Here is a 23,340-nt window from a genome sequence, read left to right as displayed (position 1 = left end):
TTTTTTTGTTAACAACTCTCAATATTTACATAGATGTTTATCTAATTAAGAGATTTTAAATGTTTTATTGTTTAACTTATCACCTTTTTTTATACCTTTCATAACCAATTATCCGCACCTAAAGTTTTACCCACATGGGTATAAATCAATGCTGATCTAGAAAATTTAATCGGACATGCCAGTTGAGTTTGTGTCATTGTGTCGCCTTCTTGTAGCGGAACTTCAACACACCAATGCCGCTCTTGGGCCAATTGTGAATTTAGAGCTTCGTCCAAACTTAAAACTGGTTCCACACAGACATCTTGAGAGGCAAAAATCTTTTTCCACTCAGCCCATGTTTTGGTTAGTATTTTTCGGGCAATTGCATGCTTAATTTCAGTCTGGTCTTGCGGATCAAATGACATGCCTTGCGTTGCTAAAGCGGGCAAATCTAGAATTTGCGCTAATCCATGTAAAAACTGTGGCTCCAAACCACCTATAGACAGATAACGACCATCTTGAGTTCGATAATAGTCATAGAAACTGCCGCCATTCAGATGCGCCGTCTCTGCCGCGGTTACCGCATTGGCAGCCAATACGCCTGCTGCAGCCATATTGTTCAATGCGACGGCACAATCGGTCATGGAAATATCAATATATTGCCCTAAGCCGCTACGGTAACGCTCAATCACCGCAGCTAAGATGCCAGTAATTGCATGCATTGACCCGCCTGCGACATCGGCGATTTGAATCCCCATCGGTGGCGGGCCACTGTCTTGGCGTCCGCTATGACCTGAAATGCCCGATAAAGCCAAGTAATTGATGTCATGCCCTGCGCGGTCTTTGTAATGTCCGGTTTGACCATAACCCGTAATCGAGCAATAAATAAGTCGCGGATTAATTTCGGCCAAATCTGCATAATCCAAACCCAAGCGTTGCATGACACCTGGACGAAATTGTTCTACCACAATATCAAAATCTGAAATTTTGGCTTTGATCAATTCAATGCTTTTCGGGTCTTTTAAATCCAATGCGATGGATTGTTTATTGCGATTTAAATAACTATGCGCTGTAGCTTGCCCATTGGCATAAGGTGGCATCAAACGAACAAGATCGGGACGCGTCGGTGACTCAATATGCACAACTTCAGCACCCATATCAGCCAAATACAAGGTCGCAAATGGTCCTGGGAGTAATGTCGAAAAGTCGAGTACTTTCAATCCTTTTAAAGCAGCTTCCATGGATATTTTTCTCTAATTGTGTAGATTTTTTATCCATGGTAGAAATATAAAATGATTAAAACAATGTCATGTTCAGCCATTTACCTTGATAGTTTCGGCAATTTACCATGTAAAAATGGCAAAACCGCTGTTGTAAATTGCCATGATTTCTTTTTTTAGCGTCATTTAGGTCAAACATTTGTGAACATTAAAGAGACTGAAGGATTAAACATGAGTCGTGATACGATCAGTATCCATTTCGTCAACGCAGCCTTAACTGGTGTGAAACGTCTCGGCATGGATGTCGAAACTTTATTGTCTCATGTTGGCATTGAGGCTGAACTTCTACGCCAACCCAAAGCCCGTATTTCACCTGAACAATACACACGTTTTATTAAAATGTTGTGGATGGTGACCCAAGACGAACATGTCGGTTTTGATATTCAACCGCGCCGCTTGGGTACTTTTGCCATTATGTGCCAATTGATTATTCATGCAAAAACCCTTGGTGATGCACTTGAATTGTCTTCGCAGTTCTACAAACTGTTTGGTGATGAATGGTCAGTGACACTAGAACGTGATAAACACGAAGCACGTTTAGTTCCTCAAATTCCAAAATCTATGGACCCAGACCATTTCATTACAGAAAGTATGCTGATGATTTGGCATGGTCTCGCTTCTTGGTTGATTGAACGTCGTCTGCCTTTAGAGCGTGTTCACTTCGGTTATGAACGTCCTGAACATGCTGACGAATATGATGCCTTGTTTTTTGCACCTGTCATGCAGTTTGATACACCACGAACTGAAATTACATTTGCAGCGGATTATTTAGATTTACCCATTCGTCAAAACGAAGAAACGCTTGAGGAGTTCTTAAAAGCGGCTCCTGCACAGTTATTGGTTAAATTTAAAAATACAAATTCATTAACGTCTCGTATCCGTGATGTGCTGAAGAGTCAAATTGGCGAAGAAATGCCAACCTTGAACGATGTTGCTTCAATGCTGTATCTATCGCCACAAACACTTCGTCGTCGTTTAGCCGCTGAAGGTAAGAGCTACCAAGGTGTGAAAGATGCCTTACGTCGAGATGCTGCAATTCACTTATTGCTTAATCCAGACTTAACGCTTGAAGATGTTGCACAGCAAGTCGGCTTTAGTGAAACCAGTACTTTCCACCGTGCATTTAAAAAGTGGACCGGTGTAACACCAGGCCTATACCGCCAATTACATGGTTATCACTAAGCATCATTCAAAACTAGCATTCTCTAAAACCTGATCTCGATCAGGTTTTTTATTTCGGAAAATCTGCGCGTTGTTTTTGACAAAGCAATGGATCGACAGGCGTAATCACTCGTTTGCCATCCTGTATCCGATACATTTCTGCCTTGGTCACATGATCATTTCGATCATACTCACAGGCTAAACCACCCGTCCCTTCATCTGAAGGATGAATGCCATAGATCATATAAATATAAAAACCGATCATGCATACAAAACCTAAGCAGCCTGCAAAAACAAGCCAAGCCAGACCTTTCAACACTCGCTTCACATTTTTATGCATAAGTAGATCTTCAATTTCAACTAAATCGATAGCAACTGATCTTAACCGACCCTCGGTATCAATATGCAGTTTGATTTTGACCTTATTTAGCAGCAAGCGTTGACCAAAAATATCAAACGACTCGCCCGTTCTCATCATTGCACTGGCTTGATTAATCCGTACACTCAAAAAACCAATAAAAATTTATAGATCATAGGGACAGGATTATGAGCGAGGCTTACATCATTGATGCCATTCGCACACCGCGCGGAAAAGGTAAAAAAGATGGTTCACTGCATGCCGTTAAACCCATCAGCCTACTGACCGGTTTATTGAACGAATTGCAAAACCGCCATCAATTTGACACCGCTGCAGTAGACGACATTGTACTGGGCTGCGTGACCCCCATTGGTGACCAAGGTGCGGACATTGCCAAAACCGCAGCCATTGCAGCAGGTTGGGACAATGATGTGGCAGGTGTTCAGATCAACCGTTTTTGCGCCTCAGGTTTAGAAGCAGTCAATATGGCTGCGCAAAAGGTCCGCTCTGGCTGGGAAGACCTTGTGGTGGCTGGCGGTGTAGAGTCGATGTCTCGTGTGCCAATGGGCTCAGATGGCGGCCCTTGGGCGCTCGACCCTGAAACCAATATGGCCTGTGATTTTATTCCGCAAGGCATTGGGGCAGATTTAATTGCCACCATTGACGGTTACAGCCGAGCAGATGTGGATGCATTTGCAGCCAGCTCTCAGCAAAAAGCCGCCGCAGCTCAAGCCAATGGTTATTTTGACAAGTCTGTCGTTCCAGTTAAAGACAAAGCAGGCATCACTGTTTTAGCCAAAGATGAATTTATTAAACCAACGACCACAGCAGAAGGCTTAGGCAAACTCAACCCAAGTTTTGCCATGATGGGGCAAATGGGCTTTGATGCCATCGCCTTGCAAAAATATCCTGAAGTGGGTGCTGTCAACCATGTACACCATGCAGGCAATTCATCGGGCATTGTCGATGGCGCTGCAGTGGTGTTGCTTGCCTCTGAAAAAGCCGTAAAAGAACAAGGCCTAAAGCCACGTGCCAAAGTGCTCGCAACTGCATTAGTGGGCGCAGACCCGACCATTATGCTGACAGGTCCTGCACCTGCTGCACGTAAAGCCTTAGCCAAAGCTGGCTTAACCATTGATGATATTGACCTGTTTGAAGTGAATGAAGCTTTTGCAGCAGTCGTGATGCGTTTTATGACCGAACTCAACGTTGACCCTGCCAAAGTCAATGTGAATGGCGGCGCAATTGCATTAGGACATCCGCTGGGTGCAACAGGCGCCATGATTTTAGGAACCCTGATGGATGAACTGGAACGCCAAGGTAAAAAGCGCGGTTTAGCGACTTTGTGCGTAGGCGGCGGTATGGGCATCGCAACGATTATTGAGTTGGTATAAGGAGAATAAAAATGAGCGCAATTCAATTTGAAAAAAATGCTGACAATATCGTCATTTTAACTTTAGATTCTCCAAACCAATCTGCCAACACCATGAATGCAGACTTCCGTACGGCACTGGCTGAAACACTAGACAAACTGCAAGCTGACGAAAACATCGCAGGGATCATTTTCCGCTCGAACAAAAAAACCTTCTTTGCAGGCGGTGATTTAGACGAGCTGATTCAAGCTACACCTAAGCATGCAACTGCATTCTTCAATATGATTGAAGAGATGAAAGCCAAACTTCGTTATATCGAAACCCGTGGCATTCCAGTTGTCGCAGCCTTAAATGGCACAGCGCTTGGCGGTGGCTGGGAGTTAGCTCTTGGCTGTCATTATCGTATTGCGCTGAATGATGCTAAGGCGAAATTTGGCTTACCAGAAGTGACCTTAGGCTTACTGCCGGGCGGTGGCGGTATTGTACGTATGGTACGTTTATTAGGTCTGCAGAATGCATTTCCGCTCCTGATGGAAGGCAAACAAATTGGTGTCGATAAAGCTAAATCACTGGGACTGATTCAAGACACGGCAGATAGCCTTGAAGAATTGATGGATAAAGCCATCTCTTGGGTCAAAGCTAATCCAAAATCACAGCAGCTCTTTGATGTAAAAGGCTACAAAATTCCGGGCGGTACGCCATCGACTCCTGCTGTGGCGCAAATGCTCGCCATTGCCCCCGCTATGCTACGTGACAAAACCAAGGGCTGTTACCCTGCGCCTGAAGCCATTATGTCAGCTGCAGTTGAAGGCGCTCAGGTCGATGTTGATACAGCGCTCACGATTGAATCACGTTACTTTACTTACCTTGCAACCGGTCAAATTTCTAAAAATATGATCGGCACCTTCTGGCATGGTCTCAACGCTATTAAGTCTGGTGCAAGCCGTCCAAAAGACGTCGCGAAATGGCAAGCCACCAAAGTTGGTATTTTAGGCGCAGGCATGATGGGTGCAGGCATCGCTTATGCCACAGCATCAAAAGGCATTGCAGTTGTACTCAAAGATGTTTCTGTTGAAGCTGCTGAAAAAGGCAAAGCCTATAGCCAAAAACTGCTAGATAAAAAAGTATCTCAAGCTCGTTTAAGTGCAGAAAAACGTGATCAAGTCTTAGGCCTGATACATGCCACTGCAGATGCTGCCGACCTACAAGGCTGTGACTTGATCATTGAAGCTGTGTTTGAAAATGTCGAACTGAAAGCCAAAGTGACGCAAGAAACAGAAACCTATTTGGCAGAGGGCGGTATTTTTGCATCCAATACCTCAACCTTGCCAATTTCAGGCTTAGCCAATGCATCTCAAGATCAAGCTAAATTTATCGGTCTGCATTTCTTTAGCCCTGTCGATAAAATGCAATTGGTCGAAATAATTAAAGGTAAAAACACGTCAGCTGAAACCTTAGCCAAAGCCTATGACTATGTACAGCAAATTGGCAAAACACCAATTGTGGTGAATGACAGTCGCGGCTTCTTTACCAGCCGTATCTTTGGCACTTTTGTACAAGAAGGTTTACGTCTACTGTCTGAAGGCGTACACCCTGCCCGCATTGAAATGGCTGCACTAAAAGCCGGCATGCCTGTAGGCCCATTGGCTATTCAAGATGAAGTGTCTTTAACACTCTCTGAACATGTTGCGGCTGAAACCCGTAAAGCCCTACAAGCTGAAGGCAAAGACCTGCCTCGCTCAGGTGCGGATGAGGTGATTCAGACAATGATTCATGAGTTTGGCCGTAAAGGTAAAGCTGCGGGTGCAGGTTTTTATGAATATCCTGAAGGCGGTAAAAAGCACCTCTGGGAAGGCTTGAGTAAATGGCAGAAAGATAATGCTATTTCTGAACAGGAAATGATTGACCGCTTCCTATTTGTACAGTCGCTCGATACGCTGCGCTGCCTAGAAGAAGGCGTACTTGAATCAACAGTAGATGGTAATGTCGGTTCAATCTTCGGGATTGGTTTTGCCCCTTGGACAGGTGGTGCACTTCAATTTTTAAATCAATATGGTTTGGAAAAAGCGTTACTTCGTGCCAATACACTAGAAGCAAAATATGGCGAACGCTTCAAAGCACCGCAATTGCTGAAAGACAAAGTGGCGAAAGCTGAGAAGATTTAATTATTCATTTTGAGCATGCAAATTTTGCTGTTCAATCACATCAAAAGGAGCTTCGGCTCCTTTTAATTTTCCTTCGCATTCGCGTGTTTGCAAACAAGTCTAGATTTTAAGCGAACTCTCATCTGTTTTATGTTATAAAGTAACAAGTTTTTTGATTTCTTTTTATCCGATTGAGTAGCTTGTTATGACTGATCATACTTCTCCTGAAAAATCACCGTGGGGCTGGAAAGCACTGATTATCTTCTGTATTTTAGGTGCGCTATTCATGGGTATTTTCTGGCTTGCTGTGACCAATGAACCAGACTATATGCCGAGCCAACAGAAAAAAGACAATACTCAACAGCATGCATTTAAAAATGCCCCTGTGATGTCAGAAGAAGCCTTGAAAAAGGCGCGAGCTGATCAAGCAGCTCGTGAAGCTTCTGCGCCGACTGCAGCAGATATGCATATGACTGAAGAACAACATGCACATATGGATGACATGAGCCCTGAACCTACTGCATCGAATGAACATGGCCACTAAGCTTTGACCCAATCTATGCAAAAAAAACGCTTAAAATATTAAGCGTTTTTTTATTTATAGATGTCCAATTTTACGTATTTAAGCCAAAGCCATGTACATATCTTGATGCGGAATACCACAATCTAAATATTCATCACCTTCAACAACAAAACCTAAAGCTGCATAAAACGGTATGGCATGCACTTGTGAAGATAGTTTTAAATATTCACGTTGCTCTAATGTCGCTTGTTCGATAATGGCTTGCATCAAGATTTTACCAATCCCCTGACCGCGATAGGCCTTTAAAACAGCAACACGGCCTATACTGTTATTTTTCAACAAACGAGCAGTTGCAACAGCTTTCATCCCATCATGAACAATAAAATGCAGTGAAATCGCATCTTCTGCATCCCACTCATCCGCGGGCGATATCTGCTGTTCTAAAATAAAGACCTGTTCACGTATCGATCGAGCTGCAGAGGCCAGTTGCTCCCACAGACCAAATTGAATATTTAACTGCTGCATCCCTTCATCCTTTAGCATTTACAGCCAATATCTTGCTGGTCCCATTGATCATTCAACAATAATTCTAACGAATGCTTTTGAATGCCATACATGTCTTTTAAAGCTTGGATCTGCGCCAATACCGCTTGATCAGGTTCGACATAGTCTGCACGTTTGGTTGCCAAGATCATTTTATTTTTACTGGTATGTTCAAGTGCCACAAATTCAAAGACTTTGGTTTCATAACCATATGCTTTCAATAAAAGTGCACGAATCGTGTCAGTAAGCATCTCTGCTTGCTGGCCTGCATGAATACCAAATTGCAACATCGGTGCAAGTACTTGCGGCGCTTTCAATTGCGGACGCAGTTCTTTATGACAACACGGCGCACACATGATCATTTGCGCATTTAATCGAATACCGGTATGAATCGCAAAGTCCGTTGCCACATCACAGGCGTGCAGCGCAATCATGACATCTAAGCGCTCAGGCGCATAGGTACGAACATCGCCTTGGAAAAAATCCAGTTGGCTGAAATTCGACTGCTGAGCAACGCTTTGGCAAAATTCCACCATTTTCGGATTCAGCTCAACCCCAGTCACTTTAGGCACTTGCTGGTGTTTTGCTAAATAATCATATAATGCAAAAGTTAGATATCCCTTGCCTGAACCAAAATCTACAACATGTAGAGATTGATCAGTCTCTTTAATCTGACTTAAAGCGCCTGAAAAAATTTCTACAAATTTATTAATTTGTTTCCATTTACGCGCCATGCTCGGAATAATTTGTGCTTTGGCATCCGTAATACCGAGTGGCTGTAAGAAATAACTGTTTTGATCGACATAGCGATGTTTCGCTCGATCATGTCCTTGCTGCTCAGTAGGATTTTTCCCTAAGGCTGGCTGCTTTTTGCTGATGCTTAGCATGGCTTTCTTTTTATTTTTCTTAAGCTGATTTCTTCATCTAAGGTCATCAGGTTGGCTTGCTTACAACAACTCAATAAACTTTCGACTTGTTGATATGCAGATGCGATTGGATAATTTTTGGTGATGTCTTGGGTTTTATAACGATATAAACAACTAAGAAATGACTCACCTTGCAGCGAAATGACTCGCAAGGTCATTTTTTCTAATTGCTCTAATTCACCTTTATACTGACTCAAAATCATGCGATCAAAACGCTGTGTTTCAATGGCTTGCTGAAAGGCTGCTAAAAATTGCTGCTCTTGCGTAGAGGGAGAAGCCAAAGATGACATAATATAAACCTAGATAAATTTGCAAAACAATTTTAAATCTTCTTACACCAAAAGCAAAATTGAATTACTATACATATGTATATTTAAATTATTATAAAAGATACGTTATGAATACTCCCCATCTTTTAGCTTATGACCCAGCTGAAGAAAGACTGAATTTCTATACCCATGCTTTCGGTGCAGCGTTGTCTGCCATCGCAGGTATCCTACTGATTTTAAAAGGATCATATCTTCCAACTGGACAATGGCTTTCACTTTGGGTGTATGCATTCAGTATGCTGTTATTGTTTTCAGCCTCGAGTCTATATCACTTCGCAGAATCTCCTGAGCGCCGTGGTTGGTACAAAAAACTCGACCATACCGCAATCTATTATTTAATTGCAGGTACTTACACCCCGTTTCTGGCAATCGCATTGCCTACCGCAAAAGCGCATTATTTACTCATTGCACTGTGGGTCATTGCTGCAATTGGAACACTATTCAAATTAATTTTCATTCATCGTTTTCAAAAGATTTCGTTGATTGCCTATTTGGTGATGGGATGGCTTGCAGTACTGGTAATGGATGATATGCAACGCTTTTTATCTGATCAAGCTTTAACCTACCTGATCATTGGCGGGCTATCTTATACAATCGGTGCATTGTTTTATGCCTTAAAAAAGGTAAGATATACACACGCTATCTGGCATATTTTTGTATTGATAGGTGCAGGATCACATTTCCTGTCGATTTATCTCTACGTGATATAACCCACTGACACTGCATTCTTTAGTGACCCTAATTCCGCAGTCCGTAAGTTGGTATTTCGTATTTTTTTAAGAAATTACGCCTTTTTTAAAAAGATTACGCTTTTAAAACTAAGTTCAATTATTTTTAGTAAGTGTAAGGTCCACCATGGCGTCTTCAAGTGCTGCTGCCACTGAACAGCAACCAACAAATTCAAAATTCCGCGTACTTACAGCAAGTCTTGTAGGTACCACAATCGAATTCTTCGATTTCTACATCTATGCAACTGCGGCTGTAATTATCTTCCCGCATCTGTTCTTCCCTGCAAGTACAGATCCAACAACCGCAACGATTCAATCTCTAGCAACGTTTGCGATTGCCTTTATTGCTCGCCCGATTGGTGCAACATTCTTTGGCCATTTAGGTGACCGTATCGGTCGTAAAGCCACATTAGTTGCCGCTCTCCTCACCATGGGGATTTCTACAGTATGTATCGGCTTGCTTCCAACCTATGCTCAAATTGGTATCGCTGCTCCGCTCATGCTTGCACTTTGTCGCTTAGGTCAAGGTCTTGGTTTAGGTGGTGAATGGTCAGGTGCCGTGCTACTTGCAACTGAAAATGCGCCAGAAGGCAAACGTGCTTGGTATGGTATGTTCCCTCAATTGGGTGCGCCAATCGGCTTTATTCTTGCAACAGGCTCATTCTTGACCTTAGGTCACTTCATGTCTGAAGCTGAGTTTATGCAATGGGGCTGGCGTATTCCATTCATTGCAAGTGCTCTATTGGTTATTGTCGGTCTGTGGATTCGTTTAAAATTACATGAAACACCAGCGTTCCAAAAAGTATTGGATAAGCAAAAAGAAGTAAATATTCCATTTAAAGAAGTGATCACTAAGCACTGGGGGATGTTAATTCTCGGTACGATTGCTGCGATTTGTACATTCGTTGTGTTCTACTTAACCACAGTATTCGCTTTACAATGGGGTACAACCCAGCTTGGTTATACACGTGAAGAATTCTTAAAGCTTCAATTGGTTGCCACACTTTGTTTCGCTGCCTTCATTCCACTTTCTGCTGTATTTGCTGAAAAATTTGGTCGTAAAACGACTTCGATTGCGGTATGTGTTGTATCTGCATTGTTTGGCTTAGTCTTCTCAAGCATGCTTGAGTCTGGCAGTACTGCGATGGTGTTCTTATTCCTATGTATCGGTCTTGCGATCATGGGTTTAACCTATGGTCCAATTGGTACGGTATTGTCTGAAATCTTCCCAACGTCTGTACGTTACACAGGTTCAGCTTTAACCTTTAACATGGCTGGTATTTTTGGTGCATCTTTCGCGCCACTGATCGCAACTAAACTTGCAACTGGCTATGGTTTATATGCAGTAGGTTACTATCTAACTGCAGCATCAATCCTTTCATTGATCGCGTTCTTAATGATTCGCGAAACTAAAAATGATGATGTGAATAATCAGGTTTAATCTGCACATAATAAAAAAGCCAGCACCTATTGCTGGCTTTTTTATGTCTCAAATGGAGTCAATGAACTGATGAATACTCTGTAGTTGACAGCATTTTGATGTAATTCATGAATGCAGCTTAGATCCAACTGAGCAATACACATCATCTGTTCCAAGACACGGTCATTCACTTAATTTCAAACAGCAAATGAATGGCACGATTCAATTTTATTAACCAAACAAGGCCTGTAGCTCTACATCAAGAAGAACATTCACCAAACCGTTTAGCGATAATGAACGGTAGTTTTTGATTAAACCAACTCGATAATATCAATGGTCGGTGGCACAAGAAAACGGAAAGGTACCCCAACCATGCCCGTACCAACAGTGACAAAGACATCTGCATTGTCATGCTGATATAGCCCTTTTTTATGACCTAAAATCGACACTTTTTTCATTACATAATCGGTCAACCATGGCAATTCCACTTGTCCACCATGTGTATGACCCGACAACATCAATGGTCGTCCCGGAAGTTTAGGTACCATATCGACGGTATCTGGATTATGCGACAAAATGATCCAAGGCTTATCTTGTGGCAATTCTGGCAAATAGCGCATATCGGCTTTACCTGCCCACAAATCCCCAACGCCTAATAAGCGAAACTCATTAAATTCCACCACTTGCCCTTCGATATCCACCACATGATTACTTTCTAATGCATGTTTTAACAGCGCTTGAATAGGCGGACCGGGATATTGCTCATCATGATTACCATTCACCGAATAAATTGGAGCAATAATTTTTTTCAGTACAGCCAATTCTTCAGCTAACTTATTTTCTGGCTCGTAAGTCCAATCCCCTGCAACCACGACCAAATCAGGATTTTGCGCATTGATTTTATCGACGATCATTTTTAACTGACGTTCATGACCTGAAAATAAACCAATGTGTAAATCACCAATTAAAGCAATGCGTACAGGCTTTAATAATTGTCGTGTTTCATGCAATTGATATTGGCATTTTTTCACCTGAATCATGTGCGGCTCGATAAAGCGGGCATAGCATAAAAGCCCCGTAACAGCACCGACAAAAATCGCTTCATGTAGTGAATAATAGCCACTCCAGCCTGCATAAAAGCTAAAGAAGAATAAAGGAATAAGTAAATACGAGAGATAAAATGCCAACAAATGTACGAAGGCTTTAAACGGATGAATCGTTTCCGTGCGCGACTGACTTAACCAAGCTTGGGATATTGCCCAAACGCCCAGCACAGCCAACCCGATATAAAAATACATCACTACGGAATCTAATTCCCACATACATTTGCTCTACAATTTGCCTAACGAGAAAACTCGGTCACTATATTTATCTTTTCACAGCTGACACTTATACTCAAATCAAATTTTTTAGTATGTCTAACAGTATGAACTCAGCTACACCGAAACAGCAGAATTTGCCCTTCATACACAACCACACTAAGGCGGTTTTGCTGAGTTGTAGCCTTGTTTTGACTTTATCTGCATGTAGTACCTTGCCTAAACAGCAAACTCAACCTGTGGAATATGCCTTTAATACTCCCACTGACGATACTAGCCTTGCGAAAATTGTGCTGCCGCTACGTGAACAAAATCCTAATTTAACCGGTTACCACGTTCTGTATGACCCATTAGAAGCCTTAGCGGCTCGAATTGAGCTAATCAATAAGGCCGAAAAAAGTTTAGATTTACAATACTATATTTGGGATAACGACAAAATTGGTGCTTTGGCCCTACATGCCATGATCAAAGCTGCAGATCGTGGGGTGAAAATTCGTTTATTGGTCGATGACAATAATGCAAAAAAAATGGAAGGCATTTATATGGCACTCGACCAACATACCAATATTGATGTCAAACTGTATAACCCGTACCGCTTCCGACATTTCCGCCCTGTCGATATGGTGTTGGATCTAAAACGCATCAACCGTCGTATGCACAACAAAAGCTTTATTGCAGACAATCAAATCGCATTGATTGGTGGTCGCAATATGAGTAACCAATACTATAACGTCAGTGATAATTATCAATTTTCCGATGTCGACGTCATGTTGGTCGGTGCGGCATCCGATGAAATCATCCATTCTTTTGACGAATATTGGAATGATGATTATGCCTTTCCAGTACGTCAATTGGTCAATCCACGCCACTATAGTTTGCGCTTTGACAGTCTCAAACAACAACTCGATGACTATAACCAAGAAGCCACTGTGGTCAATTATTTGGACTTAGCTAACCGTTCACATGCCTTTGATGACTGGCTCAACAATAAAATCCAATTTGACTGGGTCAAAGCCGAAGTCGTCAAAGATTCCCCGAGCAAAATCAAATCTAAAGCCAAAAAAGAAGAGCACCTCAACTTTCAGCTCCTCAACCGTTTAGATAAACCTGAACAAAGTGTCGATATCGTTTCAGCCTACTTTGTCCCAGAAAAAAAAGGGGCTGAACGCCTAAAAAACCTCAGTGCCGATGGCGTAAAAGTCAGAGTCTTGACCAACTCATTCCAGGCCAATGACGTACCATTGGTTCATGCTTTTTATAGCAAATATCGTCAAGATCTCTTGGAACACGACGTTCAACTCTATGAGTTTCTCTCTAGACCTGATGCAGAAAACCTCAATACCAATACCAAAGAGCTCGCTGAAAAATCCAAAGTTAGTCTAAAAGGTTTAAGCCGTTCAAGCCTACATGCCAAACTGATGGCAATTGATGAAAAACAAGTTTTTATTGGTTCATTTAACTTTGACCCTCGCTCAGCATATTTAAATACTGAAATTGGGGTATTACTAAATAGCCCACGCTTAGCCAAAGCCGTCCACTACACCATGGATGAAAATTTAAGTAAATATGCCTATAAGTTAGTGCTCAATGCAGACCAACAGATCAATTGGAAAATTAAGCTGTCAAATGGTCAAACGCGTATTTATCCACGTGAACCGAAAATCAAGTGGTGGCAAAAAGCAGGGGTGAAATTTATCTCTTGGTTGCCGCTCGAAGGCTTTATGTAAGGATTGTGCTGCAAAGGCATCCCCTGCAGCCTGTATCATTAAATTATTTAGCTTCAACTGGAACTGGCGATTTAAGAACTTTAGCTTGAAGCTCTGCTAATCCCTGATTCATTTTTTGCTGCACTTCTTGTGTCAGACTGTCAACAGTATGACCTGCCGAATCAATTGCGGGCAATGTCATGAGATGCGCAGTGACATTCGGCATTTCTAAGACATTTTTGACATGCCTATCAAAGCTAATGTCTCCGACATAGGGCGCAATATTATCGAGTTCACCGTCCTGATTCACATAGCAAATTAAGCAAATTTGGACTGGACGTTCGGCTTCAATTGCCGCACCTAAAATACGACCATGAATTTTTTTAATTTTGCTGCCATCTGAAGTGGTGGCTTCTGGGAAAAAGAGTACCGGCGTATCTTGTTTTAAGAAGCCCGTAATTTGTTCTTTAATTTTAATCGAGTCGCCAGAGCCACGCTTAATAAATAAGGTGCCACCGCCTTTCGCCAAATTACCCAGCACTGGCCACTTTTCAATTTCAGCTTTAGCCAAAAAGAAAACACGTGCACCAGAACCTAAAACTGCCACATCTAACCATGAAATATGATTACTTACCCAAAGGGCTGGTTGTCGTGGAATTTCACCATGCACTTTGACTTCAAGATTGAATACTTTGCATAACTTGCGACAAAAATACTGCACATAGCGAGTATTTTGCGGGTTATTCGGGTCTTTATACAATTGATGACGATAAACCAAATAAAAACCCTGCGTCACGGCAACAGCTGCTGCACCGACTTTTTTACAATACAAATAAAATTTTGAAAACACATTAATTTGCGGTGTATTGACGATTTGAGGTTGATTCATAAACGGTTCACTAAAATGACACGGTGCCACAATTTGGCGTAAATTTTCATCATCATATACCGAAGACAGTTTTTTTGCATTGATCATAAAAACCGAAGTCGAAGATAATATTTTCCCATTTTAATCGTTTTTAGAAATCAAATATCATTTTTATATCGGTTTTAAAGGTTATGTATTATGAATCACTCACATTCGGACCATCCCCCTATTTCGTCATGGCAAGCTTTAAAAGCCATTGCTAGTATTTCATTGATCTATATGAGTGTGCTTTTTTTATTGGCATTGAGCTTTCGCAGCTTTCTCTAATAGAACAACAGGTCGTACAGCAACTTTGCCATTAATCCCTCACTTAGATTAACCACCGCACTCCATTTTCGCCTAAAATGAATCTTTAAACAGGAGTGTGTACTGAGTGGAAAATTTAAATCAACATCAAGCGAGCGGTGAACGCGTAATTTTAGTCAGCGTAGCAGTACAAATGCTCGCAGACCTTGATGCCGAAGAATTCCACTTACTAGCTCAATCTGCAGGTGCCAATATTCTGCAACATGTGCATGCTCAGCGTATTAAGCCTGATGCCAAATTATTTATTGGCTCAGGGAAAGCTGAAGAAATTGCAGAAGTGGTCGCAGAGCATGAAGCTGAATTGGTCATCTTTGATCATGCCCTCACCCCTGCCCAAGCACGTAATCTTGAACGCATCATGCAATGTCGTGTGGTCGATCGCACAGAATTAATTTTAGATATTTTTGCCCAACGCGCACGTACCTATGAAGGTAAATTGCAAGTTGAATTGGCCCAATTACAACATATGGCTTCACGACTGATTCGTAGTCGTGGCGATCTCGATAGCCAAAAAGGCGGGATTGGCTTACGTGGCCCTGGCGAAACTCTGCTGGAAACAGACCGTCGTCTACTCAAGCTCCGTATGGGGCAACTCAAAGCGAAACTGGAGAAAGTCCGTCAAACACGTATGCAAGGTCGTGTGGCACGTCAAAAAGCCGCTGTTCCAACTGTGTCATTGGTGGGTTATACCAATGCGGGTAAATCGACCTTATTTAATAATTTAGCGAAAAGCGATGTCTATGCAGCAGACCAACTGTTTGCGACACTTGATCCGACCTTACGCCGTCTACATTGGGATGGTATCGGCAACTTAGTGCTCGCTGATACCGTAGGTTTTGTGCGTAATTTGTCACACTCATTGGTCGAGTCATTTAAAGCCACCTTAGAAGAAACGGTGGAGGCGACCTTATTGTTACATGTCATTGACTCCAGTAGTCCAGACATGATGGAACAAATCGAAGCCGTCGAAAAAGTCCTGAAAGAAATTGGTGTAGATGTTCCGATTCTGCGCGTTTATAACAAAATTGATGTCAGTGGCGAAGATCCTAAAATCATCTATGGCAAGCCACATCAGCCGGAACGTGTCTATGTCTCAGCACATAGTGGTAAAGGTCTTCCCTTATTACGCCAAGCGGTTCAAGAGTGCTTAATGGGCCAAATTCAAAGCTTTGAAGTCCGTCTAAAATCAGCTTATGGCAAATTAAGAACACAACTGTATGCGCTCAATGTGATCCAAAATGAAAGTTATGATGAACAAGGCAACTTGATTCTGCATGTCATCATTGCCCCGCATAAGTTAGAACAACTGATTAAACAGGCGCATTTACCCATTGATGAAATATTGGGAACGCGTGCGCAACAATTCCAACGTCCACTTGAAGAATTTGAAATTAAAGACTAAATCGGTTAAAACTTGATTAGTATAATTTTAACGAAAGACAAAAATGGACTGGATCAAGCGCATCGACTGGAAAGCCTGGATAGGCACTATTGCATTAATTATTATTTTCCGTGAAGGCGCGGTCTGGGTCATGAAGCAATTCAATCACCCAGAATTAGGCAATCTAGTCGGTTTGATTAGCCTCTTGATCGTGCTTTCATTTTGGAGAAAATTCAACAAAATTCCAGCCAGTTTGGTCGATACCAATAATAAAATCATGAAAGAAAGTGCCTTTGCCTTCCTACCTATTAGTGCGGGCTCATTGCTAATGATGATGCATTTAGGCGATGAAATTCCGATGTTTTTGATTGTTCTCTTTGTCAGCACCCTCATACCACTGTGGGTCTACGCAAAAATGTCTAAGAAATGGCTATAGGAGAATCAACATGCTTTCAATCATCTCTGGATTCATCATTACCCTGATCGCCTATCTTGTCGCAAAACCCATTAATAAAAAATTACCGCAAATCCCCGTGATTGTGATTGGGATGTTTTTCGTCATTGGTATGCTGTATCTCTTTGGCATTTCCTATGAAAGTTATATGGCACAGGTGAATCCACTGTTCAATAACTTACTCGGCTATGTCACAGTGGCCTTGGCCATTCCTTTAGCAGCGATGCGCTACGATGACTTGCCATTAAAAGCTGTGGGCGGGATTTTAGTCTTTGCCAGTATTAGTGCCGTTGCCCTCCCTATGGGGCTGGCTTATTTATTGCATTTGTCAGATCCAACCATTATGGCTTTTGCTACACGGGCAGTGACCACCCCAATTGCCATCAACATTGCGACGCTGTTGCATTCCCCGATTCCTTTGGTGATTTTGATTGTGATTTTATCAGGGGTGATTGGCGCAGCATTTTCACCCATCATACTCAAAAATATTCATGATGAACGTGCATCAGGACTCGCCTTAGGACTTGCTGCACATGCGATTGGCACAGCTCAAGCTTGGCAGCGCGGCAGCATTGCTGGGCGCTATGCAGCATTTGGCATGGCGGTAAATGCAGTCTTCACAGCAATCTGGTTGCCAACTTTCATACTCTATCTACAAAATATGTGACTGAGCAATCACTTTTAAATGATTGTTTTGTATAAAAAATAAACTTAATATAAATTCAAGGGTACGCCACAACACATTGAACGATGTGCTGTGGATGTTACATTTTTGGTAAAGTCACTTTTGTGCAACATGTCAACTTTCCCGAATAAAATGTAAATATTTAGGCTTAGAGTAGTTGCTCTAAGTCCAAATATTACCTAGTATGATCAATAAACCCTCACAAAGTGTATTGATAAAGGATTATTAATATGATCGAAAAAAGTTTGAAATTGGCTGCATTATTTGGTGCTGTAGTCACAAGCTCTGCACTCTATGCTCAAGATCTTACAGGGACTTGGCAACAAATTGACGATAAAACCGGTTCGCCTAAAGCACTGATCGAAATTCGAAAAGATGCCAAAGACACCTATACCGGCAAAATTGTGAAAGTGACGCCACGTCCGGGTTATACACCAAAGGAAAAATGTGTGAATTGCCCTGCACCTTATACCAACCAGCCTATTTTAGGGATGGATGTATTTAAGGGGCTGAAACTTGAAAGTGAAAATACCTACTCTCAAGGAAAAATTATTGATCCTTTAGCAGGCAAAATTTACAGCTTAAAAGGCAAAATTTCTGCCAATGGTAAGCGCTTACATTTACGTGGATATCTGGGGATTTCCGCAATTGGTCGTACACAGACATGGATTCGCGCTGAATAAATTTTAAATTTATTCAGTAAATTGATTTGATATAGGTGAACCACCTACAGGGAATATCTGATGAAAAAATTAAAAGTGAGCCTCTTATTCTTAGCTGCTGTAATGAGTGGTTCAGCTTTTGCTCAAGACCTTTCAGGGACTTGGCAACAAATTGATGATAAAACAGGTTCACAAAAAGCCATTATTGAAATCCGTAAAGAAAGTAATGGCACATTCGTGGGTAAAATCATCAAAGTGACGCCGCGTCCGGGCTATACACCACGCGACACCTGCGTAAACTGCCCTGCACCCTACAAAAACAAGCCAATCTTAGGCCTTGATATCTTAACAGGTTTAAAACATATTGAAGGCACTAATAACTACGACAAAGGCCGTATTATTGACCCTCTTTCAGGCAAAGTTTACGACACAAAAATCCGTTTAAATGCCAGTGGGAAACGCCTAACTTTACGGGGTTATATGGGTGTTTCTGCACTTGGTCGTAGCCAAACTTGGATTCGCCAAGAGTAACCTCAAACAAGTAAAAAAACCGCCGACATGGCGGTTTTTCTTATTCCGAATATCTTCAAATTATTTTTAAATTAAAGTTGACTATTCTCGTAAACTTTCTAACATACGTGCTCATAAATCATGCTTCTCGGGGACAAGCGATTATGTTTAAAAAAATATTATTCAGCCTTTGCACATTCGGATTGATGAATGGTGCATTTGCAAATGACATTGCTGGCACGTGGCAACAAATTGACGATAAAACAGGAGCGGCTAAAGCAATTATTTCGATTCACAAAGAATCAAATAATACCTATACCGGTAAAATTATTAAAATTACACCACGTCCGGGCTATACACCGCAAAAAAACTGTAATAAGTGCCCTGCGCCTTATACCAACCAACCGATTCTCGGCATGGAAATTGTTAAAGGTTTAAAGCAAATTAATAATACAAATAATTATGAAAAAGGTCGTATTATCGACCCTCTTTCTGGCAAGGTTTATGATGCTAAAGTGCGCTTAAACAGCACAGGAAAACGTATTTCGATCCGTGCAAGTATTGGCGTTTCAGTCTTGGGTCGTAACCAAACTTGGATTCGTTTAGACTAATCCTCACACCAATAAAAAGCCGCATCAATGCGGCTTTTTTATTTTTAAATACTTACATTACAGGATTATCGACCGCAAACATGTGCTGATCTTCTAAACGATAGGCCATCAACTGATTGCCCCAGACACATCCGCCATCCACATTTTGGATTTTTGCTGAAATGCTTTTTCCTTGTAAAGCAGCCCAATGACCAAAAAGAATTTGATGGGTCTGCGCTGCTTGTGACTCAAACTCAAACCATGGCTTAAAACCCTTCGGCATAGGGTCATCGAGTGAATCTTTAAAACTGAACTCTAATCGACCTTCTGCATCGGTTAAGCGCATGCGGGTCAAATAGTTGGTAATACAGCGTAAGCGCGCATGACCAGACAAATCATCCGACCATAGGTTAGGCTCTTTACCGTACATCACTTGAAGAAACGCATCGGCCACATCAAAGTCGTCATGACCAATCACCGCTTCCACTTCCTTTGCCAAGTCTGCGGTTTGCTGCGCAGTCCAATTCAAAGGAATACCCGCATGAGTCAAAATGGTTTGCTCATTCGGAAATAGACACAGCGGCTGCTTGCGTAACCAATCAATCAAATCATCACTTTCTAAAGCGTGAATCACATCATCGATATTGTCTTTAGGATTAATATCCTTAATACCGCGAGCGCATGCCAGCAAAGTCAGATCATGATTGCCCAGTACCGTCGCCGCAACTTCACTATCCACTAATTTTTTGATGAACCGCAAAGCGCCTACCGAGTTTTCACCCCGTGCGACGAGATCACCGGCAAACCATATAAAATCTTGGTCTGCATCAAACTTAATCTCTTTCAGTAAAGCTTTTAATGCTTCAAAACAGCCTTGAACATCACCAATGACATAGTTATAGCGAATATTGCGAGTCATAATTATTTAAGCCACCATTTGATCTGCTAATGCGACAAATTCTGCAAGTGTTAGGGTTTCTGGACGCGCCATTGGATCAACCCCTGCATTTTCAAAACCATCTTCAACCAACATGCCTTTTAAGCTGTTACGCAAGGTCTTGCGGCGCTGAGTAAAGACATGTGAAACTAAACGCGCAAGCGCTTTTTCATCTTTCGCCATAATCGGTTTAACGGCATAAGGCTCTAAACGGAATACCGCAGAGGTGACTTTTGGCGGCGGATTAAATGAGCCCGGTGGCACTTCAAATAAAAACGTCGGTTTGCAGAAATATTGAATCATCACCGATAAACGACCATATTCTTTAGTATTCGGTGAAGCGGTAATACGGTCCACGACTTCTTTTTGCAACATGAAGTGCATGTCTTTGACTTTGTCGCCAAACTCCAAGAGATGAAACAGCAGCGGAGTCGAGATGTTATACGGCAAGTTGCCAACCACGCGCAGAGGACGGCCTTCGGCAAACAGCTCGGTAAAGTCATATTTCAGCGCGTCGGTTTCAACAATGGTCAAGCGCTCAGGATGCGGCACACGGCCCGGCAAACCTGCAGCTAAGTCACGGTCCAGCTCAATCACAGTTAGAGCATCACATTCACCAATTAAAGGCGATGTAAGCGCGGCAAGACCGGGACCAATTTCGACAATATTGTCACCAGTACGCGGATTTACCGAACGTACAATTTTGGCAATAACACGTTGATCATGTAAGAAATTCTGTCCAAACCGCTTACGCGTGTGATGCCCTTCATCTTTTGGGTTTAGGGCATTAATTTGATACATAAAATTCTCCGCATAGGTTTATTACAACGATTACTGACTTGATTCAAATTCACTCAAGCGAGCAAAAATTTCTTCGGACTTGGTCACATTATCCCGAGCCGCTTTAATTACACTGAGCAATGGCTCTCTTTGTTGTAACAAAGCCATTGTTTCAGATTTCATCATTTCTTCAGTTTCAGCCTGAATGGAGAGCAAACTTTCACGCATTTCAGCATTGTGTAGGCGCTCTACACCCAGTTCGGGATTACCATTCAGTTGAGCCTTCAAATAAATATTGAAAGTTTCAAAATCTGCTAAAAAGTCATCTAAATCGTCTGGATGAATAGAATTCACATCAGTTAACTTCAGCAAAGAACTCAACATTCGTCCCGCAATATAGACTTGATTTTTGGCAATCATTGCTTGAATAGCTGAATTGTTTGCTCTAGCCATCATATCAGCCAGAATGTTATATTCAACTTGAATACCCGGAATGGTTTCACTTACAAGAAGTTGATATTCATATAGCGCACTCAGGCTATTTTGATGCTGTACAAGCAGATCAATATTAGCATTGATTGCCTGTCCATCTTGAAGCATTTTATCAGCACCATCACGATTCGCATATTTTTTATGCACCGCGGTCAGCGCTTGATTAAATTTTTGCTGATTATGTTTAAAGCCATCCACAGCACCCGGTAATGCAAAACGTATAAATCCTTCCGTCTGTTTTGGAATTTGCAGCGATAATACTTTTAATTCACAAAAATGATGATCTGTAGCAAGCGTTGAACATGCTGACAGCATCAACGCTAACACAATCCCAAAAAATGGGCGAATGTTCGATTTCGCCCTAAGCATCTTGTTATTTTCCTGTTTTATTTTTGATAATTTTTTACTATTATTCATATAAAATTCAAACCTTTATTATTAAGTTTCGTTATTTTTCGCACGTGCTAATTCTAAAGCCAAATCAACCGCCACCTGTAAACTCGAACTTTTAGCAAGACCAGTTCCAGCCAGTGACAGTGCTGTGCCGTGATCCACTGAAGTCCGAATAAACGGCAAGCCCAAAGTGATATTGATGGCTTCGCCAAAGCCCTGCGACTTTAACACAGGCAAGCCCTGATCGTGATACATCGCCAAAACCGCATCGGCATCTTTTAAATTTTCAGGGGTAAATAAGGTATCGGCAGGTAAGCTCAGGCTCATATTCACCCCTTGAGCGCGATAACGCTCAAGCACCGGATTAATCACTTCAATCTCCTCCATGCCCAAATAGCCATCTTCACCCGCATGTGGGTTTAGACCGCACACCAAAATATGCGGATGATCTTTTTTAAATTTGGTTTTTAAATCATGAATTAAAATATCAATGACTTGATGCAAACGTTCTTGAGTAATGGCATCTGCAACATCACGAAGCGGTAAATGTGTTGTTGCTAATGCGACACGGAGCGTTTTTGTAGCAAGCATCATCACGACACGCTCAACGCCTGCAAATTCTTGATAAAACTCCGTATGTCCGCTGAAATGGATACCGGCATCATTAATAATCGACTTTTGCACAGGTGCAGTTGCAACACCTACACTTTTGCCAGACATCGCATAATCTGCAGAACGACGTAATTGTTCCAACACATAGGCTGCATTATTCACATCTAACTGACCTGCAATAACAGGTGTAGTTACAGGTACATGTTCCACATAAAGCTGACCTAGAGCTGCCGACTCATCCTGCCCAACATAGTCGATCAGTTCAACTTCGAGCTTTAATTGTTGAGCGCGCTTGAGCAGCAAATCTTTATCAATAAGAACCACAATTGGCCTTTCATCTATTCGATTGGCTAAGCTCAAACAAATATCAGGTCCGATACCTGCGGGTTCACCGCTCGTGATATATAAAGGCAGCATGGGTTTATCCTGTGTGTGCAATAACATTATTATACTGTGTGATGCACATGACAGACCTAATTTTATTGACTAAAAATACCTGACAAAACTCAAAAATAAGCGCGTTGTACGACATTGTATGGAATGAAATCGAAAGCAAAACCTAAAATGTCAATGATCCAAATCAATGCAAATAAGAATCATAATGCCGCGCTGAACGACTGACACATGCTGCGGGTACTTCGTTATCAACCAAAAAGACATAACGCTCACAAGCAATAATCCAATCAACAGATAAACAGATAAACAGATAAACAGATAAACAGATAAACAGATAAACAGATAAACAGATAAACAGATAAACAGATAAACAGATAAACAGATAAACAGATAAACAGATAAACAGATAAACAGATAAACAGATA

23 protein-coding genes and 1 pseudogene are annotated in these 23,340 nt (G+C 41.8%); 13 read left to right on the top strand and 11 right to left on the bottom strand.

What is annotated here, in order from left to right; translation table 11 throughout:
- Window positions 1-98 precede the first annotated feature (98 nt).
- On the bottom strand, window positions 99-1,220 hold the full coding sequence (locus FTU77_RS05895; RefSeq protein ID WP_180055237.1) for a CaiB/BaiF CoA-transferase family protein: 1,122 nt from the start codon (window positions 1,218-1,220) through the stop codon (window positions 99-101).
- Between the two features lie 210 nt (window positions 1,221-1,430).
- Here FTU77_RS05895 and FTU77_RS05890 point away from each other — a divergent pair, with 210 nt between their 5' ends.
- Window positions 1,431-2,441, top strand: coding sequence for an AraC family transcriptional regulator (locus tag FTU77_RS05890; protein WP_078190094.1), 1,011 nt, complete (start codon window positions 1,431-1,433; stop codon window positions 2,439-2,441).
- A 49-nt stretch (window positions 2,442-2,490) separates the two neighbouring features.
- On the opposite strand, the gene FTU77_RS05885 is transcribed toward FTU77_RS05890, so the two are convergent.
- The gene (locus tag FTU77_RS05885) at window positions 2,491-2,898 is read right to left on the bottom strand and encodes a hypothetical protein (protein WP_257223584.1); all 408 of its coding nucleotides are present in this window, start codon (window positions 2,896-2,898) and stop codon (window positions 2,491-2,493) included.
- 68 nt (window positions 2,899-2,966) lie between these two features.
- Between FTU77_RS05885 and FTU77_RS05880 the strand changes: the two genes are divergently transcribed.
- From FTU77_RS05880 to FTU77_RS05870, 3 genes are all read left to right on the top strand, one after another.
- A complete protein-coding gene (locus tag FTU77_RS05880) occupies window positions 2,967-4,172 on the top strand; it encodes an acetyl-CoA C-acetyltransferase (RefSeq protein ID WP_168379547.1) in 1,206 nt (401 codons plus the stop codon).
- Between the two features lie 11 nt (window positions 4,173-4,183).
- On the top strand, window positions 4,184-6,316 hold the full coding sequence (locus tag FTU77_RS05875) for a 3-hydroxyacyl-CoA dehydrogenase NAD-binding domain-containing protein (protein ID WP_180055235.1): 2,133 nt from the start codon (window positions 4,184-4,186) through the stop codon (window positions 6,314-6,316).
- A gap of 184 nt (window positions 6,317-6,500) precedes the next feature.
- Complete coding sequence (locus tag FTU77_RS05870) at window positions 6,501-6,839, top strand: hypothetical protein (protein WP_180055233.1); 339 nt, start codon at window positions 6,501-6,503, stop codon at window positions 6,837-6,839.
- Window positions 6,840-6,917: 78 nt separating this feature from the next.
- Here FTU77_RS05870 and FTU77_RS05865 read toward each other — a convergent pair whose 3' ends face one another.
- Together FTU77_RS05865 and FTU77_RS05860 are read right to left on the bottom strand one after the other, a co-directional pair.
- Window positions 6,918-7,343 (bottom strand): GNAT family N-acetyltransferase, encoded by a 426-nt coding sequence (locus tag FTU77_RS05865; protein ID WP_373685809.1) that lies wholly within the window; start codon window positions 7,341-7,343, stop codon window positions 6,918-6,920.
- An 11-nt stretch (window positions 7,344-7,354) separates the two neighbouring features.
- Window positions 7,355-8,577: pseudogene (locus tag FTU77_RS05860) on the bottom strand (SAM-dependent methyltransferase).
- A gap of 107 nt (window positions 8,578-8,684) precedes the next feature.
- Between FTU77_RS05860 and FTU77_RS05855 the strand changes: the two are divergent.
- Together FTU77_RS05855 and FTU77_RS05850 are read left to right on the top strand one after the other, a co-directional pair.
- Window positions 8,685-9,326 carry a hemolysin III family protein gene (locus tag FTU77_RS05855; RefSeq protein WP_180055229.1) on the top strand — a complete coding sequence of 214 codons (642 nt, stop codon included), beginning with the start codon at window positions 8,685-8,687 and terminating at the stop codon, window positions 9,324-9,326.
- A gap of 145 nt (window positions 9,327-9,471) precedes the next feature.
- A complete protein-coding gene (locus tag FTU77_RS05850) occupies window positions 9,472-10,785 on the top strand; it encodes an MFS transporter (RefSeq protein WP_078194265.1) in 1,314 nt (437 codons plus the stop codon).
- A gap of 290 nt (window positions 10,786-11,075) precedes the next feature.
- Here the strand turns inward: FTU77_RS05850 and FTU77_RS05845 are convergent, their stop codons facing one another.
- Window positions 11,076-12,086, bottom strand: a complete 1,011-nt coding sequence (locus tag FTU77_RS05845; RefSeq protein WP_180011627.1) for a metallophosphoesterase — start codon at window positions 12,084-12,086, stop codon at window positions 11,076-11,078.
- Window positions 12,087-12,190: 104 nt separating this feature from the next.
- Between FTU77_RS05845 and FTU77_RS05840 the strand changes: the two genes are divergently transcribed.
- Complete coding sequence (locus FTU77_RS05840; protein WP_257223583.1) at window positions 12,191-13,810, top strand: phospholipase D family protein; 1,620 nt, start codon at window positions 12,191-12,193, stop codon at window positions 13,808-13,810.
- 43 nt (window positions 13,811-13,853) lie between these two features.
- Here FTU77_RS05840 and FTU77_RS05835 read toward each other — a convergent pair whose 3' ends face one another.
- Complete coding sequence (locus tag FTU77_RS05835; RefSeq protein ID WP_180055389.1) at window positions 13,854-14,678, bottom strand: 1-acyl-sn-glycerol-3-phosphate acyltransferase; 825 nt, start codon at window positions 14,676-14,678, stop codon at window positions 13,854-13,856.
- 412 nt (window positions 14,679-15,090) lie between these two features.
- Between FTU77_RS05835 and hflX the strand changes: the two genes are divergently transcribed.
- The 6 genes from hflX to FTU77_RS05805 all read left to right on the top strand — a co-directional run bounded on the left by hflX (window position 15,091) and on the right by FTU77_RS05805 (window position 19,326).
- Window positions 15,091-16,425, top strand: a complete 1,335-nt coding sequence (gene hflX, locus FTU77_RS05830) for a ribosome rescue GTPase HflX (protein WP_180055225.1) — start codon at window positions 15,091-15,093, stop codon at window positions 16,423-16,425.
- 43 nt (window positions 16,426-16,468) lie between these two features.
- Complete coding sequence (locus tag FTU77_RS05825) at window positions 16,469-16,840, top strand: hypothetical protein (protein WP_078190105.1); 372 nt, start codon at window positions 16,469-16,471, stop codon at window positions 16,838-16,840.
- A gap of 10 nt (window positions 16,841-16,850) precedes the next feature.
- The gene (locus tag FTU77_RS05820; RefSeq protein ID WP_078190106.1) at window positions 16,851-17,525 is read left to right on the top strand and encodes an LrgB family protein; all 675 of its coding nucleotides are present in this window, start codon (window positions 16,851-16,853) and stop codon (window positions 17,523-17,525) included.
- 248 nt (window positions 17,526-17,773) lie between these two features.
- Complete coding sequence (locus FTU77_RS05815; protein ID WP_180055223.1) at window positions 17,774-18,226, top strand: DUF2147 domain-containing protein; 453 nt, start codon at window positions 17,774-17,776, stop codon at window positions 18,224-18,226.
- Window positions 18,227-18,286: 60 nt separating this feature from the next.
- Window positions 18,287-18,736: a DUF2147 domain-containing protein gene (locus FTU77_RS05810; protein ID WP_168379558.1), complete on the top strand. Its 450-nt coding sequence runs from the start codon at window positions 18,287-18,289 to the stop codon at window positions 18,734-18,736.
- Between the two features lie 143 nt (window positions 18,737-18,879).
- Window positions 18,880-19,326: a DUF2147 domain-containing protein gene (locus FTU77_RS05805; RefSeq protein WP_078194271.1), complete on the top strand. Its 447-nt coding sequence runs from the start codon at window positions 18,880-18,882 to the stop codon at window positions 19,324-19,326.
- A 52-nt stretch (window positions 19,327-19,378) separates the two neighbouring features.
- Here FTU77_RS05805 and FTU77_RS05800 read toward each other — a convergent pair whose 3' ends face one another.
- The 5 genes from FTU77_RS05800 to FTU77_RS15875 all read right to left on the bottom strand — a co-directional run.
- The gene (locus FTU77_RS05800) at window positions 19,379-20,224 is read right to left on the bottom strand and encodes a symmetrical bis(5'-nucleosyl)-tetraphosphatase (protein ID WP_180055220.1); all 846 of its coding nucleotides are present in this window, start codon (window positions 20,222-20,224) and stop codon (window positions 19,379-19,381) included.
- A gap of 6 nt (window positions 20,225-20,230) precedes the next feature.
- Window positions 20,231-21,043, bottom strand: coding sequence for a 16S rRNA (adenine(1518)-N(6)/adenine(1519)-N(6))-dimethyltransferase RsmA (gene rsmA / locus FTU77_RS05795; protein ID WP_180055218.1), 813 nt, complete (start codon window positions 21,041-21,043; stop codon window positions 20,231-20,233).
- A 30-nt stretch (window positions 21,044-21,073) separates the two neighbouring features.
- A complete protein-coding gene (locus tag FTU77_RS05790) occupies window positions 21,074-21,883 on the bottom strand; it encodes a pilus assembly protein PilJ (RefSeq protein WP_180055216.1) in 810 nt (269 codons plus the stop codon).
- 69 nt (window positions 21,884-21,952) lie between these two features.
- Window positions 21,953-22,936: a 4-hydroxythreonine-4-phosphate dehydrogenase PdxA gene (pdxA, locus tag FTU77_RS05785; protein ID WP_180055214.1), complete on the bottom strand. Its 984-nt coding sequence runs from the start codon at window positions 22,934-22,936 to the stop codon at window positions 21,953-21,955.
- 163 nt (window positions 22,937-23,099) lie between these two features.
- On the bottom strand, window positions 23,100-23,340 hold a 241-nt coding region (locus FTU77_RS15875), incomplete at its 5' end, for a hypothetical protein (protein ID WP_218947258.1).

Origin of the sequence: Acinetobacter sp. YH12142 (assembly GCF_013418435.1) — a bacterium.
Lineage (GTDB): Bacteria > Pseudomonadota > Gammaproteobacteria > Pseudomonadales > Moraxellaceae > Acinetobacter > Acinetobacter amyesii.
This window is presented reverse-complemented; position numbering and strand designations above follow the sequence as displayed.

Bases quoted from the DNA above. Each gene is read 5' to 3' on its own strand.
- FTU77_RS05895 (WP_180055237.1), bottom strand. From the start codon at position 1,220: ATGGAAGCTGCTTTAAAAGGATTGAAAGTACTCGACTTTTCGACATTA.
- FTU77_RS05890 (WP_078190094.1), top strand. From the start codon at position 1,431: ATGAGTCGTGATACGATCAGTATCCATTTCGTCAACGCAGCCTTAACT.
- FTU77_RS05885 (WP_257223584.1), bottom strand. From the start codon at position 2,898: ATGATGAGAACGGGCGAGTCGTTTGATATTTTTGGTCAACGCTTGCTG.
- FTU77_RS05880 (WP_168379547.1), top strand. From the start codon at position 2,967: ATGAGCGAGGCTTACATCATTGATGCCATTCGCACACCGCGCGGAAAA.
- FTU77_RS05875 (WP_180055235.1), top strand. From the start codon at position 4,184: ATGAGCGCAATTCAATTTGAAAAAAATGCTGACAATATCGTCATTTTA.
- FTU77_RS05870 (WP_180055233.1), top strand. From the start codon at position 6,501: ATGACTGATCATACTTCTCCTGAAAAATCACCGTGGGGCTGGAAAGCA.
- FTU77_RS05865 (WP_373685809.1), bottom strand. From the start codon at position 7,343: ATGCAGCAGTTAAATATTCAATTTGGTCTGTGGGAGCAACTGGCCTCT.
- FTU77_RS05855 (WP_180055229.1), top strand. From the start codon at position 8,685: ATGAATACTCCCCATCTTTTAGCTTATGACCCAGCTGAAGAAAGACTG.
- FTU77_RS05850 (WP_078194265.1), top strand. From the start codon at position 9,472: ATGGCGTCTTCAAGTGCTGCTGCCACTGAACAGCAACCAACAAATTCA.
- FTU77_RS05845 (WP_180011627.1), bottom strand. From the start codon at position 12,086: ATGTGGGAATTAGATTCCGTAGTGATGTATTTTTATATCGGGTTGGCT.
- FTU77_RS05840 (WP_257223583.1), top strand. From the start codon at position 12,191: ATGAACTCAGCTACACCGAAACAGCAGAATTTGCCCTTCATACACAAC.
- FTU77_RS05835 (WP_180055389.1), bottom strand. From the start codon at position 14,678: ATGAATCAACCTCAAATCGTCAATACACCGCAAATTAATGTGTTTTCA.
- FTU77_RS05825 (WP_078190105.1), top strand. From the start codon at position 16,469: ATGGACTGGATCAAGCGCATCGACTGGAAAGCCTGGATAGGCACTATT.
- FTU77_RS05820 (WP_078190106.1), top strand. From the start codon at position 16,851: ATGCTTTCAATCATCTCTGGATTCATCATTACCCTGATCGCCTATCTT.
- FTU77_RS05815 (WP_180055223.1), top strand. From the start codon at position 17,774: ATGATCGAAAAAAGTTTGAAATTGGCTGCATTATTTGGTGCTGTAGTC.
- FTU77_RS05810 (WP_168379558.1), top strand. From the start codon at position 18,287: ATGAAAAAATTAAAAGTGAGCCTCTTATTCTTAGCTGCTGTAATGAGT.
- FTU77_RS05805 (WP_078194271.1), top strand. From the start codon at position 18,880: ATGTTTAAAAAAATATTATTCAGCCTTTGCACATTCGGATTGATGAAT.
- FTU77_RS05800 (WP_180055220.1), bottom strand. From the start codon at position 20,224: ATGACTCGCAATATTCGCTATAACTATGTCATTGGTGATGTTCAAGGC.
- rsmA (WP_180055218.1), bottom strand. From the start codon at position 21,043: ATGTATCAAATTAATGCCCTAAACCCAAAAGATGAAGGGCATCACACG.
- FTU77_RS05790 (WP_180055216.1), bottom strand. From the start codon at position 21,883: ATGCTTAGGGCGAAATCGAACATTCGCCCATTTTTTGGGATTGTGTTA.
- pdxA (WP_180055214.1), bottom strand. From the start codon at position 22,936: ATGCTGCCTTTATATATCACGAGCGGTGAACCCGCAGGTATCGGACCT.